The 17380-nt window shown below is 72.9% G+C and carries 18 protein-coding genes; 13 read left to right on the forward strand and 5 right to left on the reverse strand.

What is annotated here, in order from left to right; genetic code table 11:
• Positions 1-7: 7 nt before the first annotated feature.
• Together Msi02_RS06025 and Msi02_RS06030 are read left to right on the forward strand one after the other, a co-directional pair.
• Positions 8-706 carry a CBS domain-containing protein gene (locus Msi02_RS06025; RefSeq protein WP_204047412.1) on the forward strand — a complete coding sequence of 233 codons (699 nt, stop codon included), beginning with the start codon at positions 8-10 and terminating at the stop codon, positions 704-706.
• Positions 703-1182: a CBS domain-containing protein gene (locus Msi02_RS06030; protein WP_204047413.1), complete on the forward strand. Its 480-nt coding sequence runs from the start codon at positions 703-705 to the stop codon at positions 1180-1182. The genes Msi02_RS06025 and Msi02_RS06030 overlap by 4 nt, the downstream gene beginning before the upstream one ends.
• On the opposite strand, the gene Msi02_RS06035 is transcribed toward Msi02_RS06030, so the two are convergent.
• Together Msi02_RS06035 and Msi02_RS06040 are read right to left on the reverse strand one after the other, a co-directional pair.
• Positions 1169-2173 (reverse strand): zinc-binding alcohol dehydrogenase family protein, encoded by a 1005-nt coding sequence (locus Msi02_RS06035; RefSeq protein WP_204047414.1) that lies wholly within the window; start codon positions 2171-2173, stop codon positions 1169-1171. The two genes, Msi02_RS06030 and Msi02_RS06035, sit on opposite strands and share 14 nt — an antisense overlap.
• Entirely contained in the window at positions 2173-2601 is a 429-nt protein-coding gene (locus tag Msi02_RS06040; protein WP_204047415.1) for a pyridoxamine 5'-phosphate oxidase family protein, read from the reverse strand. Before Msi02_RS06040 ends, Msi02_RS06035 begins: the two co-directional genes overlap by 1 nt.
• Before the next feature lie 173 nt (positions 2602-2774).
• Between Msi02_RS06040 and Msi02_RS06045 the strand changes: the two genes are divergently transcribed.
• The 7 genes from Msi02_RS06045 to Msi02_RS43015 all read left to right on the forward strand — a co-directional run bounded on the left by Msi02_RS06045 (position 2775) and on the right by Msi02_RS43015 (position 10024).
• On the forward strand, positions 2775-3179 hold the full coding sequence (locus tag Msi02_RS06045) for a VOC family protein (protein ID WP_204047416.1): 405 nt from the start codon (positions 2775-2777) through the stop codon (positions 3177-3179).
• Positions 3180-3276: 97 nt separating this feature from the next.
• Complete coding sequence (locus tag Msi02_RS06050; RefSeq protein ID WP_079312473.1) at positions 3277-3456, forward strand: hypothetical protein; 180 nt, start codon at positions 3277-3279, stop codon at positions 3454-3456.
• 5 nt (positions 3457-3461) lie between these two features.
• Complete coding sequence (locus tag Msi02_RS06055) at positions 3462-3797, forward strand: ArsR/SmtB family transcription factor (protein ID WP_079312867.1); 336 nt, start codon at positions 3462-3464, stop codon at positions 3795-3797.
• Entirely contained in the window at positions 3794-5527 is a 1734-nt protein-coding gene (locus tag Msi02_RS06060) for a SulP family inorganic anion transporter (RefSeq protein ID WP_239108156.1), read from the forward strand. The genes Msi02_RS06055 and Msi02_RS06060 overlap by 4 nt, the downstream gene beginning before the upstream one ends.
• Before the next feature lie 81 nt (positions 5528-5608).
• Positions 5609-6934 carry a lanthionine synthetase LanC family protein gene (locus tag Msi02_RS06065; protein ID WP_204047417.1) on the forward strand — a complete coding sequence of 442 codons (1326 nt, stop codon included), beginning with the start codon at positions 5609-5611 and terminating at the stop codon, positions 6932-6934.
• A gap of 135 nt (positions 6935-7069) precedes the next feature.
• Positions 7070-8596, forward strand: coding sequence for a cellulase family glycosylhydrolase (locus Msi02_RS06070; RefSeq protein ID WP_204047418.1), 1527 nt, complete (start codon positions 7070-7072; stop codon positions 8594-8596).
• 486 nt (positions 8597-9082) lie between these two features.
• Positions 9083-10024, forward strand: coding sequence for a hypothetical protein (locus Msi02_RS43015; protein ID WP_239108177.1), 942 nt, complete (start codon positions 9083-9085; stop codon positions 10022-10024).
• 8 nt (positions 10025-10032) lie between these two features.
• On the opposite strand, the gene secA2 is transcribed toward Msi02_RS43015, so the two are convergent.
• A complete protein-coding gene (gene secA2, locus Msi02_RS06080) occupies positions 10033-12300 on the reverse strand; it encodes an accessory Sec system translocase SecA2 (protein WP_239108157.1) in 2268 nt (755 codons plus the stop codon).
• Between the two features lie 128 nt (positions 12301-12428).
• Between secA2 and Msi02_RS06085 the strand changes: the two genes are divergently transcribed.
• The 3 genes from Msi02_RS06085 (at position 12429) to Msi02_RS06095 (ending at position 14922) form a co-directional block, all read left to right on the forward strand.
• Positions 12429-12785: a VOC family protein gene (locus Msi02_RS06085; protein WP_204047420.1), complete on the forward strand. Its 357-nt coding sequence runs from the start codon at positions 12429-12431 to the stop codon at positions 12783-12785.
• Between the two features lie 147 nt (positions 12786-12932).
• Positions 12933-13877, forward strand: a complete 945-nt coding sequence (locus tag Msi02_RS06090; RefSeq protein WP_204047421.1) for a hypothetical protein — start codon at positions 12933-12935, stop codon at positions 13875-13877.
• Positions 13878-14034: 157 nt separating this feature from the next.
• Positions 14035-14922: a DMT family transporter gene (locus Msi02_RS06095; RefSeq protein WP_204047422.1), complete on the forward strand. Its 888-nt coding sequence runs from the start codon at positions 14035-14037 to the stop codon at positions 14920-14922.
• A gap of 28 nt (positions 14923-14950) precedes the next feature.
• On the opposite strand, the gene Msi02_RS06100 is transcribed toward Msi02_RS06095, so the two are convergent.
• Entirely contained in the window at positions 14951-16087 is a 1137-nt protein-coding gene (locus Msi02_RS06100; protein WP_204047423.1) for an FAD-dependent monooxygenase, read from the reverse strand.
• A gap of 67 nt (positions 16088-16154) precedes the next feature.
• Between Msi02_RS06100 and Msi02_RS06105 the strand changes: the two genes are divergently transcribed.
• Complete coding sequence (locus Msi02_RS06105; RefSeq protein WP_239108158.1) at positions 16155-16739, forward strand: TetR/AcrR family transcriptional regulator; 585 nt, start codon at positions 16155-16157, stop codon at positions 16737-16739.
• 35 nt (positions 16740-16774) lie between these two features.
• Here Msi02_RS06105 and Msi02_RS06110 read toward each other — a convergent pair whose 3' ends face one another.
• Positions 16775-17356: a GNAT family N-acetyltransferase gene (locus Msi02_RS06110; RefSeq protein ID WP_204047425.1), complete on the reverse strand. Its 582-nt coding sequence runs from the start codon at positions 17354-17356 to the stop codon at positions 16775-16777.
• Positions 17357-17380 lie beyond the last annotated feature (24 nt).

Raw genomic sequence — 17380 nt, forward strand, 5'->3', positions numbered from 1 at the left:
GGGCGCCATGCCGATGACCGTCCGCGACGTCATGAACAGGTTCGTGGTCGCCGTCGAGGCGACGGCCTCGTTCACCGACGTGGTCACCGCGATGTGCCGGTTCCACGTCGGGGCCGTCCCGGTCGTGGACGGGGACCGGCGCGTGCTCGGCATGGTGAGCGACGACGACCTGCTGCTCAAGGACCTCGACCGGCGGCCCGGCGACCTGCTCATCGAGGGGCCGTTCCGCCGCAGGGAGCGCAGGAAGGCGAGCGGCCGCACCGCCGCCCAGATCATGAGCAGCCCCGCGATCACCGTCACCGAGGACACCCCGCTGCGGCGGGCGGCCTGTCTGATGCACCGCAACAGGATCAAGGAACTGCCGGTGGTGGACGGGCAGACCGGTCGCATCACCGGGCTGGTCAAACAGTCCGACCTGATCAGAGCGTTCTGCCGGCCCCCGGAGGACCTCCGCGACGACGTCATCGAGGTGGTGTCGCGCTACTCCCGGCAGTGCGCCGTACGGGTCGAGGACGGGATCGTCCACCTCGACGGCGGCGTGGAGCGGCGTTCCCAGCTCTGCGCCCTGATCGAGGAGGTCTGGCAGGTGGACGGCGTGGTGGACGTCGACTCCTTCATCTCCTACGAGACGGACGACGTGGACCGGGCGGTCTCCGCGGGCGCGCCCCGGCGGGCCGGCCCGGCGGAAGGCGGGAAGGACCGATGAGCGTCGAGACCACGACCGCGTCCGAGGTGATGACCCGGACGCTCGTCACGGTGGAGCCGGACGAGTCGCCGCTGATGGCCTGGGAGCTGATGTGGCGGGCCGGCGTGCACCACCTCCCGGTCGTGGACGCCCGCTGCCGGCTCGTCGGCGTGCTCGGGCGGGAGGACGTCGCCGCGCACTGGTCGGGCGGCCCCGCCGAGCAGTCCCGGACGGCGGTGCGCACGCTCGTGCAGGGGCGGCGCTGTCCCCGGGTCGCCCCGGACGCCCCGCTGTCCGAGGTGGCCGCGCTGATGGCCGACGCCGACTGCGGCGCGGTCTGCGTGCTCGGGCCGGACGAGATCCTGCGGGGCCTGGTCACCACCACCGACGTGCTGATGGCGCTGGCCGGGAGGACGGCGCGTCCGGCGGAAGACGTGGTGGACGTGAAAGGCGGCCTGTTCCACCTGGAGCCGGTGCCGTCCGTCACCCGTCCATGAGCAGGACGGCGGCCCCTCCGACGCGGTCGGCGGCCAGGTCGGCCAGGGCCTGGTCGGCGGCGTCGAAGGAGTAGAGCGTCGTCGTGACCCGCGGGTGGTGGAGGGCCGCCAGCCGCAGGAACTCCCGCCCGTCGTCGCGGGTGTTGGCCGTGACGCTGCGCAGCGTCCGCTCCTGGAACAGATGGCGCTGGTAGTTCAGCACCGGGATGTCGGTGAGGTGGATCCCCGCCACCGCGAGTGTGCCGCCCCGGTCGAGCGCGGCCAGCGCGACCGGCACGAGGTCGCCCACCGGGGCGAACAGGATGGCCGCGTCCAGGGGTTCCGGCGGCGGGTCGGCGCTGCCCGCGGCGGAGGCCGCGCCCAGCCGGAGCGCGAGCTCCCTGGCCGCCGCGGACCTCGTCATCACGTGCACGGTCGCGCCCTCGGCGATCGCGATCTGGGCGGTCAGATGGGCCGAGGCGCCGAACCCGTAGATCCCGAGCCGCCCGCTCGGGGGCAGGTCGGCGCGGACCAGCGCGCGATATCCGATGATCCCCGCGCACAGCAGCGGGGCGAGCGTCTCGGCCGGGGTGTCCGCGGGCAGCGGGTAGACGTACGCCGCGGGGGCGGTCAGCAGTTCCGCGTACCCGCCGTCGGCGTCCCAGCCGGTGTAGGTGGACGCGGGGCACAGGTTCTCCGCGCCGTGCAGGCAGTAGCGGCACCGGCCGCAGGTCGAGCGCAGCCAGGCCACCCCCACGCGGGTGCCCACCGGCGGCCCCGCCGTGTCCGGGCCGAGCCCCGCCACCCGCCCCACGACCTCGTGCCCGGGAACCGTACGGGGGCGCCTCGGGGGGAGGTCGCCCTCGGCGAGGTGCAGGTCGGTGCGGCAGACCGCGCACGCCTCGACGCGGACCAGCAGTTCCCCCGGCCCGGGCACGGGGTCCGGCAGCACGGCCCGTTCCAGCGGTCGCGTCGCGACGGGCCCCGGCCGGGCCACGACCCAGGCGTCCATCAGGCGTGCCGGATGCGCCGGCCGCTGACCTCGTTGGGCGAGATCCGGATGTAGAGCGGACGGTCGCCGCCCGCCCACGACTCCACGGCGTTCTTGTTCACGTCGCCGGTGATGTGGTGGGCCCCGCCGCGTACGAGCACGCTCCAGCCCTCCCGGGTGCTCTCGTCGATGTGGTCCACCTCGAAGGCCACCATGAAGTCGGCCCCCTCGATCCCCGTGCGCAGGTCGGCGTCCATCGGGCCGCCGAGAGCGGTGCGGAACAAGACGGCGCCCTGCTCGATCGTGTAGTTGACCGGCAGGATCACGGGCCCGGCCGGGTTGTTGAAGGCGACCCTGCCCACACCGCCCGGCGAGATCAGCCGCAGGCACTCCTCGCGGTCGAGCTTGTCCAGGCGCGGCATGCCGGCGGGAGCCGTGTCTTCAGTCATGCGAACCTCCACGATGATCCTCAACGGGCGTCGGCGGCCAGTCTGCCGTTCCCGTCCCTCCGGCGGCACCGACGTCCGTCGCTCGGCGGAGGGACTAAGGGCCCGGGAAGCCTTGGCCGCCGCTTGCCGTAATCCATCCCCAACCGCATGCCCCGAATGGGCACGACCGTCACGTGGAAGTGCTGAGCAGCCGCATACTCCTGCGATCGGCCGACCGGACCGCGAGCCGCCGTTTCTACCGGGACGTCCTGGGCCTGGCCGTCAACCGGGAGTTCGGCCCGGTAGAGGACCCCGGGGTGGTGTTCTTCCTGGGGCAGGGGTTCGTCGAGGTCTCGCCGCGCACCGGCGACGTACGGGAGGGGCCGGCCATCTGGTTGCAGGTGCGCGACGTGCAGAGGGAGCACGACCGGCTGGTGGAGGCCGGGGTGCGGGTGTCCCGCCCGCCCCGGCTGGAGCCGTGGGGGCTGGTGGAGATGTGGATCGAGGACCCCGACGGCCTGCCGATCGTGCTGGTCGAGATTCCCGAGGGCCACCCGCTGCGGCGCGACCACCGTTCCTTCACGCCGCGCCCCGCCTGAACCCGTCTCCGGCCGCCCGAGCGGCTGCGGTGCTGTTGAATTGAAGAATTCTTCACATTACGAATATGCTGGCTCCGCCGACGGAGGAGAGGACGACATGCACGAGTTCACGGCGGAGCTGCGCGCCCGGCTCGCGGAGGTGCGCGAGGAACTGCGGCGGGCGCGGGAGAGCGGCGACGAGCACGGCGTCCAGGTCGCCTCGGGCCGTCTCGACAACCTGAACCGCCTGGCCGCCGATCACGGGATCAGCCCGGAGGCGGCGGGAGAGGCGGAGTGACCCCGATGCCCGTCCCGCTCTACCAAGCCAAGGCCGACTTCTTCCGCACCCTGGGACATCCGGTGCGCATCCGCGTGCTCGAACTTCTGCGGGACGGCCCCCGCCCGGTCCGCGAATTGCTCAACGAGATCGAGGTGGAGGCGTCGAACCTGTCCCAGCAGCTCGCCGTGCTGCGCCGCACAGGCCTGGTCAGCGCGGTCAGGGAGGGCGGCACGGTGGTCTACTCGCTGGCCACCCCCGACGTCGTGGACCTGCTCGCGGCGGCCCGGCGGATCCTCACCGATATGATCACCGGCCAGGGCGAGCTGCTGGCCGAGCTCCAGGCGGAGGCGGCCGAGTGACCGGCGCGGCCAGGCGGCTGTACGGCCGGGTCGCAGGGCTGCTGCCCTCGCCCGCCGACTGGCGACCGGCCCGCCGCAGCCCCGGCCGCGACCTGATCGCCGGGCTCACGGTCGCGGTGGTGGCCCTGCCGCTCGCGCTGGCCTTCGGGGTCGGCTCCGGGCTCGGCGCGCAGGCCGGCCTGGCGACCGCCGTCGTCGCGGGCGTGATCGCCGCCGTCTTCGGCGGCAGCAACCTCCAGGTGTCGGGGCCCACGGGGGCCATGACCGTCGTCCTCGTCCCGATCGTGCACAGTCACGGCCCTGCCGGAGTGCTCGCGGTCGGTCTGCTCGCCGGGATCGTGCTCGTGGTGCTCGCGCTGGCCCGAATCGGCAGGTACGCCCGCTACATGCCGACCCCCGTCATCGAGGGCTTCACGGCGGGCATCGCCGTCGTCATCGCGCTCCAGCAGTTGCCCGCGGCGCTCGGCGTGACCGGCGAGGGGGAGCGGGTGTGGCAGGCGGCGGGGAACGCGGTCGCGAACTTCGCGCGCGACCCGCATCCGGTGCCGATCGCGATGGCGCTCGTGGTCGCCGGGGTCATGCTGCTCGGCGCGCGGTGGCGGCCCGCGGTGCCGTTCTCCTTCCTGACGGTCGTGGCCGCGACGGTCGTGGCCGAGGTCGCCGGGCTGGACGTCGCCCGCATCGGAACGCTGCCGGCCGGGCTGCCCGCGCCGTCGATCGGCTTCCTCGACCCCTTCCTCGATGGCGGCGCCGTCACCTCGCTGCTCCCCGCGGCCCTCGCCGTGGCCGCCCTCGGGGCCCTCGAGAGTCTGCTGTGCGCCTCGGTCGCCGACGCCATGAGCGTGGGGGAGCGGCACGACCCCGACCGCGAGCTGTTCGGGCAGGGCCTGGCGAACGTCGTCTCCCCGCTCTTCGGCGGCATCCCCGCCACCGCCGCGATCGCCCGTACGGCCGTCAACGTGCGCTCGGGCGCCCGCTCGCGCCTGGCCGCCCTCACGCACGCCGTCGTTCTGGCCGTCATCGTGTTCAGCGCGGGCGGCCTCGTCGGGCGGATCCCGCTCGCCGCGCTGGCCGGGGTGCTGCTGGCCACGACGGTCCGCATGGTCGAGGTCGGGTCGCTGCGCGCCATCGCCCGCTCCACCCGGGGCGACGCCGCGGTGATGATCCTCACCTTCGCCGTCACCGTCGTGTTCGACCTCGTCACCGCGGTCGCGGTCGGCGTCGGAGTCGCGATCGTGCTCGCCCTGCGGGCCGTCGCGCGCAGCGCACAGATCGAGCAGGTCCCGCTGGAGACCGGCGACCACGGCGACGAGGAACGGCGCCTGCTGTCCGAGCACATCGTGGCCTACCGGTTCGACGGCCCGCTGTTCTTCGGCGCGGCCCACCGCTTTCTGCTTGAGCTGTCGGAGGTCGCCGACGTGCGGGTGGTCATCCTGCGCATGTCGCGCGTGTCCACGATCGACGCCACGGGCGCGGGTGTCCTCGGGGACGCGATCAGACGGCTGGAAGGAAAGGGGATCACCGTGCTGCTGTCGGGCATCCGGCCTGGCCACGACGAGGTCCTCGGCGGGCTCGGAGTGGCCGGCCACCTCCGGCGCGACGGGCTCGTCTTCCCGGACACGCCGGCCGCGATCGACCATGCCAGGACGCTGCTCGGGCTCCCGTCCGCGCCACCGCCGACCCCCGTTCTCGCGGCACGTCACCCGGACGTTCCCGCGCGGACGGTGTGATCGGCGCGCGACTCCCCGTAGGCTTCCGAATGGAAGAACAGTAGCCTTAATTTCCTACCAGCTTTGTGGGAGACTGGGGTGATGAGCGCCTGGCCCCGCGAGACACCTGTCACCGCCGCCGTCACGGCCGCGCGCTGGGTGCGGTCGGCGGCGGTCGACGACGACCTGGGACGGCGATGGCGGGCCAACCCCGATCCCCGGGGGCGGTCGGCCGGGGCCGGTGACGTCTCGTCCCTCTACGCCGGCGCGGCCGGCGTCGTGCTGTTCTTCCTCGAACTCGCCGCCGCCACCGGCCACGAGGCCTACCTGGAGGACGCGCTCGCGGGCGCCCGCAGGCTCGCCGTCACCTGGCCGGAGCAGCGTGACCCGACCTTCTATCACGGGCTCGCCGGTCTGGTCTTCGCCATGGCGGAGACGGGGTGGGCGACGGGTGACGAGGAGGTCTTCGGGGCGGCCCGCGCCGCCGCCGACCGCCTCGTCCGCGACGCCCGCCCGTTCGGCGACGGCATCGGCTGGACCGGCGACCCGGCGCAGCGCGGTGACGGGGGGATCGTGCTCGCGCTGCTGCACGCGGCCGGGATCCTCGGCGTCCCGGCGTACGAGGAGGTGGCGATCGAGGCGGGGGAGCGCATCGCGGGCCTCGCCGTCCCCGGGCACCGCTTCGGCGGCGACGCCGCCCCCGACCTGCCCGTGGACGCCGTCTCCCCGGGGTTCCTGCCCGGGACGGCGGGCACGGCGTTCCTGCTCGCCCGCCTGTACGGCGTGACCCGCGACGAGCGGTTCCTCACGGCGGCCCGCAGGGGGGCCGACTTCGTCCGGACGGTCAGCGTGGTCACCGACAGGTGCGCGCTCGTGCCGCACCACCTCCCGCAGGGCCGCCGCCTTCACTACCTCGGCTTCTGCTCGGGATCCGCCGGAGTGGCCCGCATGTTCCACGAACTGCACCGGGTCACCGGCGACCCGGGCGATCTCGACTGGGTGGAACGGCTCGCGCACGGAATCATGCAGAGCGGCGTGCCCGGGTCGCGGCCCTCGGGTCACTGGGACGTGGCCTGCCTGTGCTGCGGCACGGCCGGGCTGATCGAGTGCTTCGTGGGCCTGTACGCCGCCACTGGGCGTGAGCCGTACCTCGACTTCGCGCGCACGCTCGCGATCGACCTGATCGGACGCGCGACCGCGGGCGACGAGGCCGGCTTCCGGTGGTATCAGGCATATCGGCGGCTGCGGCCCGGGGAGGTCACGGCCGACACCGGATACATGGTGGGAGCCGCGGGCATCGGGACGGCTCTGCTGCATCTGGACGCCGCGGAGCACACCGGCACGCCGCGCCGGTTGATCCTCCTGCCGGACAACCCGTTCCCGGCCATCCCGATCCCCGCCGCGGTCCTGCGTGGCGAGCAGGCATAGCGGCTGAAAATTTCACCTGTCCACGGCCCGTACGGCCAGGTCGGCGGGGGTGAGCTGCGCCGCGCCTTTGACTTAACCGGTCTAGTTCACGACGCTTCGCTCCGGTCTTCTCATGGCCCGACGGAAGGACGGAGCATGCGACGGAGAGGCGTGATCCTCACCGCACTGGGGCTGATCGCCGCAGGCGGCCTCGCCTTGGGCAACACGCCGGCGGCCCAGGCCGCCGTGGCGTGCAAGGTCACCTACACGGCCGGCCAGTGGCAGGGCGGCATGTCCGCCAACCTGAGCATCCAGAACCTGGGCGACGCCCTGAGCAACTGGACGCTCACCTTCACGTTCCCCGACAGCGGTCAGAAGGTCACCCAGGGGTGGTCGGCCGCCTGGAGCCAGTCCGGCAGCACCGTGACCGCGACCGCCCTGGACTGGAACAAGTCCCTGTCCACCGGCGGCTCGACGAGCATCGGCTTCAACGGGTCCTGGAGCGGCGGCAACCCGGCGCCGACCGACTTCACGCTCAACGGCGTCGCCTGCAACGGCAGCACGCCGTCGCAGTCCCCGTCTGCCTCGCCCTCGCCCTCTCGCTCGCCGAGCCCCTCGCCCAGCCCTTCACCGAGTCCGTCGCCCAGCCCCTCCACCAGTCCCTCGACAGGGGCGGCGCCGAAGCTGAAGGTGTCGGGCAACAAGATCGTGAACGCCGCGACCGGCACGCCGTACCGGCTGCTGGGGGTCAACCGCTCGGGCGGCGAGTTCATGTGCGTCCAGGGCCGCGGCATCTGGGACGGCCCGGTCGACAACGCGGCGATCGACGCGATGAAGGCGTGGAACGTCCGGGCGGTCCGCGTCCCGCTGAACGAGGAGTGCTGGCTCGGCCTGGGCAACATCCAGTCCTCGTACGGCGGCGCCGCCTACCAGAACGAGGTCAAGGCGTACGTCGACCGGCTGGTCGCCAAGGGCATCACCCCGATCGTCGAGATGCACTGGAACTACGGCCAGTACACCGGCAACTCCTCGGGCTGCTCCGACGTGCACGCCTCCTGCCAGAAGCCGATGCCGGACGCGCAGTACGCCCCGCAGTTCTGGACGGGGGTGGCGAACGCGTTCAAGGGCCGTGACGAGGTCGTGTTCGACCTGTTCAACGAGCCCTATCCGGAGCGCGCGACCGGCAGCGCCGCCTCGGGGTGGGCCTGCTGGCGCGACGGCGGCACCTGCTCCGGCATCCCCTACCAGGTGGCGGGCTTCCAGTCGCTGGTGAACGCGGTGCGGGCCACCGGCGCGACCAACATCATCATGCTGGGCGGCCTGGCCTACTCCAACGACCTGTCGCAGTGGCTGCAGTACAAGCCCACGGACTCGCGGAACAACCTGGCCGCCGCGTGGCACGTGTACAACTTCAACTCCTGCGTCAGCGCCTCGTGCTGGGACAGCCAGCTCGCGCCGGTGGCCGCCCAGGTCCCGCTGGTGGCCGGGGAGATCGGTGAGAACACCTGCTCGCACGGGTTCATCGACCAGGTCATGAACTGGTTCGACGCGAAGGGCGCGTCCTACCTCGGCTGGACCTGGAACACCTGGGACTGCTCCACCGGCCCGTCCTTGATCAGCGACTACAACGGCACCCCGACCGCCTTCGGGGCCGGGCTGCGGGCTCGCCTGTTGTCGTCCTGATCCCGATACGTGGCGTGCCCTCCTTCCCTTCAACCCCCCGGGAAGGGGGGCGCGTCACATCTGACTTTGCCACTTCATGGGAGGTTCGTCCAGAAAGTAAAACTTTCGCCTGAGATGTCGAGATTTGGGGTGTTCTTGGCTTAGTGTCCGGTTACCCAACCGTGACCAGTCAGGAGATCCCCCATTTCCAGCTACGCGGACCCCCACACCGACGCCCTCCGGGAGCAGACGAGCCCGGCGAAGGGCGAGACGCACCACGCGACCGCCGTGCCCCCGCACCGGCAGGACGCCTCCGCCCGCCCCGCCCCGGCGGGCTCCCCGCACACGCCCACCGACGGCGCCACGCTCGTCGCCACCGGATGGCTCCTGGACGCGGACGACGCGACGGCCCCGCAGCCGCAGGAGGCCGCTCCGGAGCCCGAGGCCGCCGACGCGGCCGCCGCGCCCGCCGTTCCCGAGGTCGGCTGCCCGACCGCCGAGGGCCAGATCGTCCTGTACGCCGGCAAGACGACAGCGTCGTACTTCTGGGACGACGGGTCGGGCGTCAACGGCGACACCGGCGCCCCCGCGTCGGGCGAGCCGATGCAGAAGGGCCTGGCCGCCAGCCCGAGCTGGCCGATGGGCACCAAGGGCTACGTGATCTACAAGGGCAAGAAGGCCGACTTCTTCATCGGCGACCGCGGCCCAGGCGTTCCCTCCAGCAGCGGGGTCATGCTCGACCTCGACGGCAAGACGTTCGCCGAGCTGACCGGCGGCACCTGGAACACCGACTCGCTCACCGTCGAGGACGCGGGCGGGCTCGGCCACATCCCCGTGAAGTACGTGATCACCCAGTGGGGCAAGGGCCTCGGCAAGACGGGCGCGCCCAAGCCGTTCTCGACGGGCGCGTACGGGGTCAAGGACCACCCGGAGCCCCCGCCGCCCTGCCCGACAGAGACTCCCGCTCCCGCCGCCTCTGCCGCCGCGTCGCAGGACTCCGCTCCCACGTCCACGCCTGGCGTGAAGGAGAGCCCGGCCCCCGTGGCCTCCCCGGCCGTGGCCTCCCCATCTGCGGCGCCGGCCGTGCCCGCCTCGCCCGCCTCGCCGGACACGCAGGCCGAGGCCGCCTCGGCCGGGATGTCCCCGCTCGCCGGCACGGCAGCGGCGAAGGCAGCGCAGAAGGCAGCGCAGAAGACCGCGGAGACCGCGGGGAAGGCCGGCGCGAGGACCGCCGCGGAGACCGTGAAGGGGGCGAGGACCGGCGAGGCGACGGCCTCCCCGGCGTTCACCCCCGCGTCGGCCGTGGACGGACAGCTGGAAGAGGCGGCCGTTCCCGCCTTCTCGGTCGCGATCGTGGTGTGCGCGCTCGTCGCCGTGGGCGCCAAGGCCGTGCTGAGCCGTCCCGCCCACGCGACCGCACACCAGCAGGGCCGCCACCGCAAGCGGTAGGGAAGCCTCTATCGTTTGCGGCGCTTGAGCGCTCCGGCCACGCGCTTGAGCACCCGGTCCCACTCCGAGCCGAACGGGTTGTCCTGCACCAGGTAGGTCCAGGTGGCCGTGGGCCGCTTGAGGCCCTGCTCCGCGAGGTCGCGGGTGACGTCGGCCTTCTCGAATGTCTCCTTCGAACGCCGCTCGACCTCGTCGAGCATCGTCCGGTAGGCCGGAACGGCCTCGCGGTTGAACTCGTCGAGCGGGTTCAGCCGCCCGAGTGCCCGCAGGTGGATGCCCTCACGCAGGTCGGCGAGGAAGCCGAGGTGCTCGGTCCAGCAGCGGTCGAGGTGATACAGCACGATCTGCCGGGCGGCCCGCTCGACCGCCTCCTCGCCCGCCGTCTCGCACAGCTCGCGGTAGCGCTCCGGGCAGGCCTGCTCCAGGGCCCGCGCCCCGGTGTCGCCGTGCAGGACGCGTTCGCGCTGCTCCAGCACCTCCGCCCGCTGGCGCTCCTGCAGCCGCGTGTAGCGCCAGGTGTTGCGGTGGATCTCCAGGTTCACGCCCTCCGCCACGCGCTGGGCGTGTGCCACCAGCCCGGCGGCGTCCGCGTCGCGTACGACGCCGTCGTGGCCGGCCGCGGGCAGCGACTGGTCGGGCACGTACGCGGTGAGGAGCGTGTCCTCGCCGCTGACGAAGAACACCGAGCCGCCGGGGTCGCCCTGCCGTCCGGCGCGGCCCCGCAGCTGGTCGTCCAGCCTGCTGCTCTCGTGCCTGCCGGTGCCGATGACGTAGAGCCCGCCGAGCGCGGCGACCTCCTGCTCCTCGTCCGGGTCGCCCGCGCCGAGGCGGATGTCGGTGCCGCGCCCGGCCATCTGGGTGGAGACCGTGATCGCGCCGCGCCGGCCGGCCTTCGCGATGATCTGCGCCTCCTCGGCGTCGTTCTTCGCGTTGAGCACGGCCGCGCTCAGCCCCCTGGCCTCCAGGGCCTCGGCCAGGCGCTCGGACTCGGCGACGTCGAGCGTGCCGACGAGGATCGGCTGCCCGGCGGCGTGCCGGGTCTCGATCTCCTCCAGCAGCGCCCGCTCCTTGTCCTCCAGCGTGGCGAAGATCCGGTCGGGCTCGTCCACCCGTACGCACGGCTTGTTGGGCGGGATGACCGCGACCCTGAGGTCGTAGAACTCGCGCAACTGCTCGGCCACGGCGATCGCGGTGCCGGTCATGCCGCACACCTGCGGGTAGCGGCGGATGAGGCTCTGCACGGTGAGCGAGTCGAGGATCTCGCCCGTCTCCGACGCCGGCAGGTGCTCCTTGGCCTCCACGGCCGCCTGCAGTCCGTCCGGCCAGCGCTGCAGCACGGCGACCCGGCCGCGCGAGGTGTTGATCAGGTGGACCCGGCCGTCCCTCACGATGTAGTCGACGTCCCTGGTCAGCAGCGCGTGGGCGTGCAGGGCGAGGTTGACCTGGGTCACCACGCCGGGGTGCTCGTAGAGGTCGATCCCGAGGGCCTTCTCGACCGTGTCGGTGCCCTTGGGGGTGAGGAAGACGCTGCGCCCCTCCTCGTCGATCGTGTAGTGGTAGCCGCGCGACAGCCGCCGCACGAGGGCCGCCATCTCGGGCAGCGCCGTCCCGGGGTCGGCCGTGCCGGCCAGCACGAGCGGCACGCGGGCCTCGTCCACCAGGACCGAGTCGGCCTCGTCCACCAGCGCGACCTCGGGGGCGGGCACGACCAGGTCGGCGGGGTCGGTGCACAGGCGGTCGCGCAGCACGTCGAACCCCAGCTCGCTGACGGCGCCGTACGTGACGTCGCACGCGTACGCCGCCCGGCGCTCCTCGGAGGCGGAGGTCTCGGCGATCCACCCGGCCGTGAGGCCGAGCGTCTCGTACAGCGGGCCCATCCACTCGGCGTCCCGGCGGGCGAGGTAGTCGTTGACCGAGACCGCGTGGACCCGGGCGCCGCGCAACGCGAACCCGGCCGCCGTCAGCGCGCCGACGAGCGTCTTGCCCTCGCCGGTGGCCATCTGCACGACGTGGCCCTCCAGCATGGCCAGCATGCCCACGAGCTGCACGTCGTACGGCCGCTGGCCGAGCGCCCGGCGAGCGGCCTCCCGCATCACCGCGCAGAAGTCGGCGGAGCCGACCCAGGCGGGATCGAGGGTGGCGGGGCGCAGTTCGGCGCGCCGGGTGACCTCGTCCTCCAGCTCGCCCGCCTCGGCCACGATCCGCTGGAAGGGGGCCAGATCGACGCTTCCTGGTTTGTCCAGAAACCGCCTGATCCATTCGCCTACCCGTGCCACATCCGCTCCAACGACTCGCTTGCCGGACTGGTTCCACATGCCCGGTTCATGGTCCCACTATCGATGCCGATTTCCGTGGCGCGCCTACCTGACACTCCCTGACAGGTATACGCGGAAGGATGGCGGACATGACAACGACCGCGAAGCTCATCGCCGTGACCATCGACTGCGCCGAGCCGAAGAAGCTCGCCGAGTTCTACTCCCGGATCACCGGATTCGAGGTGCAGTACGCCGAGGAGGAGTACGCGGGGATCGGCGACGGCACGACGAGCATCTACTTCCAGCGCGTGCCCGACCGGAAGGCCCCCTCCTGGCCCGGCCCGGACAAGCAGTTCCACCTCGACTTCCGGGTGCCCGACGTCGCCAAGGCGGTGGAGGAGTACATCGCGCTCGGGGCGACCAAGCCGGAGTTCCAGCCGGGCGACTGGGTGGTGCTCGCCGACCCGGAGGGCCACCTTTTCTGCGTGTGTCCGGAGAGGTCCTGAAGTAGGCCCAGTGGCCCTGAAGCAGGCACAGTGTGGCTGACTCTCCTGGCGATGCAGGAAGCGTGATTACATCACGTGATCGGATCTAGTCTCTCCGTGATCGATTCGGCGGGCAGGGGGCCCGCCCGATGCGACGCGGAGGCACACATGACGACTCGATCAGCGACCCGCCCCGGCCTGGTTCTCCTCGGGGCGGGGCTCGCCTGCGCGGCGGGCCTGCTGCCGGCCGGATTGGGCACGACCTCGGCGAGCGCGCAGGCGCAGACTCAGGGGCCCGCGCAGGCGGCCGTCGCCCTGCCCCGGATCGGCGTGCTCAAGGTCGGCGGCGACGCCCTGGTCAAGGAGGGCGGGCTGTCGGCGAGCTGGGTGCTGGAGCACGACGGGGTCATCCAGATCGCGCTGGCAGGTGACCGTATCGGCGTCCTCACCGGGGACGGCAAGGCCTGGGTGAAGGAGGGCGGCCTGTCCACCAACTGGGTGCTGGAGCACGACGGCGGCGTCAAGCAGATCGCGCTGTCGGGCGACCGCATCGGCGTCCTCACCGGGGACGGCAAGGCCTGGGTGAAGGAGGGCGGCCTGTCGGCGAACTGGGTGCTGGAGCACGACGGCCGGGTCAAGCAGATCGCGCTGTCGGGCGACCGCATCGGGGTGCTGACGGCCGACGGCAGGGCCTGGGTGAAGGAGGGCGGCCTGTCGGCCAACTGGGTGCTTGAGCACGACAGCGCCAAGCAGCTCGCGCTGGCCGGCGACCGGATCGGCGTGGTCCGGGCGGACGGCGTCGCGCTGGTGAAGGAGGGCGGGCTGTCGGCCACCTGGGTGACCGAGAACACGGCCGTGAAGCAGCTCGTCCTGGCCGGCGACCGCATCGGGGTCGTTCGGGGCGGCGGTGCGGCACTGGTGAAGGAAGGGGGCCTGTCCGCCACCTGGGTGACCGAGAACCTGAACGTCCTCGAACTCGCGCTCGCGGGCAAGCGGATCGGCGTGCTCAAGGTCACCGGCGAGGCCCTGGTGAAGGAGGGCGGGCTGTCCGCCACCTGGGTGACCGAGAACACCGGGGTCATCGACATCGCCCTGTCCAGCGGCACCGACTAGCCAGGTCGTGTCCCCGGGATCCGCGCCGGTCGCGGATCTCGGGGAATGGATCATGGCGAGCTGGCCGGAAAGCCGGACTTGTGTCGCGGGCTCCCTTGGTCTGTACCGGGTCCCACTAAGCTTGCGTGGTGATTTCTCGACACACCGGCGGGCGCGCATGACCTGGGTGGGAGTGGCCATCGCCCTCGTCGGCGCGCTGGGATACGCCCTCGGCGCGGCGCTGCAGCAGTTCGAGGCGGTGAGCGAGGGGGCGACCCTCGCTCTCGTCAGAAGGCCCCGCTGGTGGATCGGCGGGGTCATCGGTTTCGCCGGGGCGTCCCTGCACGCGGTGGCGCTCAGCCTCGCTCCGCTGGTCGTCGTCCAGCCCGTGAGCGTGGCGACCCTCGTCTTCGCGGTGCCCCTCGCCGCGACGCTGCACGGCAGACGCCCGCGCCGGGCGGAGATCGCCGGGTCGATCGCGGTGGCGGTCGGCCTGCTCGGCCTGATGGTGCTGGTCCCGGCGCACAACGTGACCCCGGTCCTGTCGGACGCGCACGCCCTGGAGCTGATCGGCTGCGTCGCCCTGGTCGTCGCCGTCACGTTCACCGCGGCGCGCTGGCTGAGGGGCCCGGCGAAGGCGCTGCTGATGGCGGTCGGCGCCGGATCGGTCACCGCTACCGTGTCCACGTTCGTCCGGGTCGTCGGCGGCGGGCTCGAAGGAGACCTCGGCCGCCTGGTCCACTGGTTCACCCTGGCCATCCCGGTGCTGCTGGTCTGCGCCGTGGTGCTGCTGCAGAAGTCGTACGCCGTGGGCTACTTCGGCATCGCCTACGCCGGGGTCCAGGTCGTCGACCCCATCACCTCGGTCACCGCCGGGGCCGTGCTGCTGGGCGAGTCGCTGCCCACCGAAGTGGACAAGGCGATCCCCGCGCTGCTCGCGGCCGGTTTGCTGATCGCCGGGACGATCACGCTCGGCCGCCTCGCCCCCGACCACTCCAAGCCCGTGGCCGTACCGGCCGAGCCGGACAGGATCGGTGGCCCGGTGGCAGCGTCCGAGGCGGCCTGACCTCCTCGGCGGCCGATATCTCGGCCGTTCAGGGCGACCAGACGAAGATCTGGTCGCCCTGCCGCAACGCGACGCCGGGCCCGAGCCGGCCCGCCGCGCGCATCGCGCCGTCGCGCAGGGCGACCGCCAGCGGGTTGCTCCACCGGGTGAGCCGGCCGATCGCCCGCGACCGCCGGACGATCGGCGTCGTCCGCGCCAGCCGTTCCCGGCTGTAGGCGGCAAGGCCGGCGGACAGGCCCTTCCCGGGCGAAACGCGGCCGGCGAGCACGACGGCGTCCTCCATGGCCTGGCAGGCCCCCTGCCCCAGGTTGGGCGTCATGGGATGGGCCGCGTCGCCCAGCAGCGCGACCCGCCCGGCATGGAAGGCGGGCAGCGGGGCGTCGAGGCAGTGGATGTCGTGGCGGAGCACGGCGGCCGGGTCGGCGGCGGCCAGCAGCGCCGGGATCGGGTCGTGCCAGCGGCCGAACAACCGGAGCAGTTCGTCCCTCTCGTCCGCCGCGCGCAGGCCGGCGGAAACCTTCGCGGTGGCGTAGCAGTACACCTGGCCGCCCGCGAGCGGCATGACTCCGAAGACCAGCCCCGGCCCCCAGGTCTCGGATGCTCCGGTCACGCCGGGCAGCGGTACGATCGCCCGCCAGCTCGTCACGCCCGCGTAGACCGGTGCGGGGTGGCCGGGGAACAGGGCTGAGCGGGTCCGGGACCGGATGCCGTCGGCCGCCACGACCAGGTCGGCCTCGATCGTCTCCGCTTCCGGCACCGTGACGCGGCCGGTCGCCGGGTCCACCGAGGCGACGCGTGTGTTCACCCGCAGGGCGCCCTGTGGCAGGCGTCCGGCGAGGATGCCGACCAGCGCCGACCGGGCGAGCAGCACGATGGGGTCGCCATACCGGGCGGCGGCGTCCTCGGCGGTGGTCCGCGACAGCCAGCGGCCGTCCGGCGTCCGGATGCCGCTCTGGCCCTGGATGGCGGCGAGCCTTCTGACCTCGTCCCCGACGCCGATCACGTCGAGCGCCCGGAGCGCGTTGGGCGCGACCGCCAGCCCGGCGCCCACCGGCTCGATCGAGGCCGCCTGTTCCAGGACCGTCACCGACCAGTCCTTGCGCGCCAGGGCGAGGGCCGCCGTCAGCCCGCCGATGCCCGCCCCGATCACCACCGCGTGCGCCATGCCGCCTCCTCGTCACTACATCTGTAGTGAGCGTACTACAGCTGTAGTCCGCCTCTACGATGAGGGGGTGAGCAGTCAGCGGGAGGTCCTCGTCGCGGACGCGGCCATCGCGATCCTGGCCGAGCGGGGGATGCGGGGCCTCACCCATCGTGCGGTGGACGAGGCCGCGGGGCTGCCGCCGGGCTCCACCTCGAACCACGCGCGCACGCGGGCGGCGCTGCTGGAGCTCGCACTGGCCCGGCTCGCCGAGCGCGAGGAGGCCGTGTTCACCGCCGCGATGCCATCCGATCTCGGGATGCCCGAGGGTGCGGTCGACGTGGCGCGGCTGGCGGAACTCATGGCGAGGGCGATGCACGCGGCGATCACCGTGCACCGCGAGACCACGATCGCGCGATACGAGCTGGCGCTGGAGGCGAGCCGGCGCCCCGAGCTGCGCACGATGTACGACAAGATGGGGCGCCGGTTCCGGGAGCAGGCGGTCGCGGCGCTGGCCGCCGCCGGCTCGCCCCATCCGGTGCGGCACGGCCGGCAGATGGTCGCCTACGTCGAAGGGCTGCTGCTCGACGCGGTCGTGGGGGCGGGGGACGTGCCGACCCTCGAAGAGCTCGACGCCGCCTTCCGGGAGCTCCTCCGCATCGCCTCGGGAAGGTGAGCCCCGCCGATCACCCGCCGATCACGGCGTGGCCGTCAGTGCCGGGCGGCCAGCAGGCGGGCGCGGTGGGCCGGCCACTCGTCGTCGAGGATCGAGTAGAGGGGGCTGTCACGCCAGGTGCCGTCCGGGCGGCGGTACTGCCGCCGGAGCACGCCCTCCCGCACGCCGCCGATGCGCTCGATGGCCGCCTGCGACCGCAGGTTGCGGATGTCGGTCTTCAGCACCACGCGTACGAAGCCGAGAGCGAAGGCGTGGTCGAGCAGCAGGACCTTGCACTCGGTGTTGACGGCGGTGCGCCAGTAGGCCCGGCCATACCAGGTGGAGCCGATCTCCACGCTCTCGTCGAAGCCTCCGACGTCCCAGTAGCCGGTCGAGCCGATCGCCCGGCCGGTCTCCTTGAGTACCACCGCGAACTGCGTGGTGCGCGGGTCGGCGAGCAGCGTCTCCACCAGGCGGCGCATGTCCTCCTCGGTCTGCGGCACGGGCTCCGGCCGGTGCCGCCAGACCTCCTCGTCCTGCGCCGCGAGGAACAGGTCGGGCACGTGGCCGGGGGCGAGCGGCTCAAGGCGTACGACGCGGCCGTCGAGCACGGCCGGCGCGGGCATCTTCGCGGTCATGCGCCCGACGTTATCGCCGACCTG

The sequence above is a fragment of the Microbispora siamensis genome, from assembly GCF_016863095.1.
Lineage (GTDB): Bacteria > Actinomycetota > Actinomycetes > Streptosporangiales > Streptosporangiaceae > Microbispora > Microbispora siamensis.

Coding starts and splice junctions, on each gene's coding strand:
- Msi02_RS06090 (WP_204047421.1), top strand. CDS start 12,933: ATGACGACTCGATCAGCGACCCGCCCCGGCCTGGTTCTCCTCGGGGCG.
- Msi02_RS06085 (WP_204047420.1), top strand. CDS start 12,429: ATGACAACGACCGCGAAGCTCATCGCCGTGACCATCGACTGCGCCGAG.
- Msi02_RS06100 (WP_204047423.1), bottom strand. CDS start 16,087: ATGGCGCACGCGGTGGTGATCGGGGCGGGCATCGGCGGGCTGACGGCG.
- Msi02_RS06055 (WP_079312867.1), top strand. CDS start 3,462: ATGCCCGTCCCGCTCTACCAAGCCAAGGCCGACTTCTTCCGCACCCTG.
- Msi02_RS06040 (WP_204047415.1), bottom strand. CDS start 2,601: ATGACTGAAGACACGGCTCCCGCCGGCATGCCGCGCCTGGACAAGCTC.
- Msi02_RS06050 (WP_079312473.1), top strand. CDS start 3,277: ATGCACGAGTTCACGGCGGAGCTGCGCGCCCGGCTCGCGGAGGTGCGC.
- Msi02_RS06095 (WP_204047422.1), top strand. CDS start 14,035: ATGACCTGGGTGGGAGTGGCCATCGCCCTCGTCGGCGCGCTGGGATAC.
- Msi02_RS06030 (WP_204047413.1), top strand. CDS start 703: ATGAGCGTCGAGACCACGACCGCGTCCGAGGTGATGACCCGGACGCTC.
- Msi02_RS06065 (WP_204047417.1), top strand. CDS start 5,609: ATGAGCGCCTGGCCCCGCGAGACACCTGTCACCGCCGCCGTCACGGCC.
- Msi02_RS06070 (WP_204047418.1), top strand. CDS start 7,070: ATGCGACGGAGAGGCGTGATCCTCACCGCACTGGGGCTGATCGCCGCA.
- Msi02_RS06025 (WP_204047412.1), top strand. CDS start 8: ATGCCGATGACCGTCCGCGACGTCATGAACAGGTTCGTGGTCGCCGTC.
- Msi02_RS06035 (WP_204047414.1), bottom strand. CDS start 2,173: ATGGACGCCTGGGTCGTGGCCCGGCCGGGGCCCGTCGCGACGCGACCG.
- Msi02_RS06110 (WP_204047425.1), bottom strand. CDS start 17,356: ATGACCGCGAAGATGCCCGCGCCGGCCGTGCTCGACGGCCGCGTCGTA.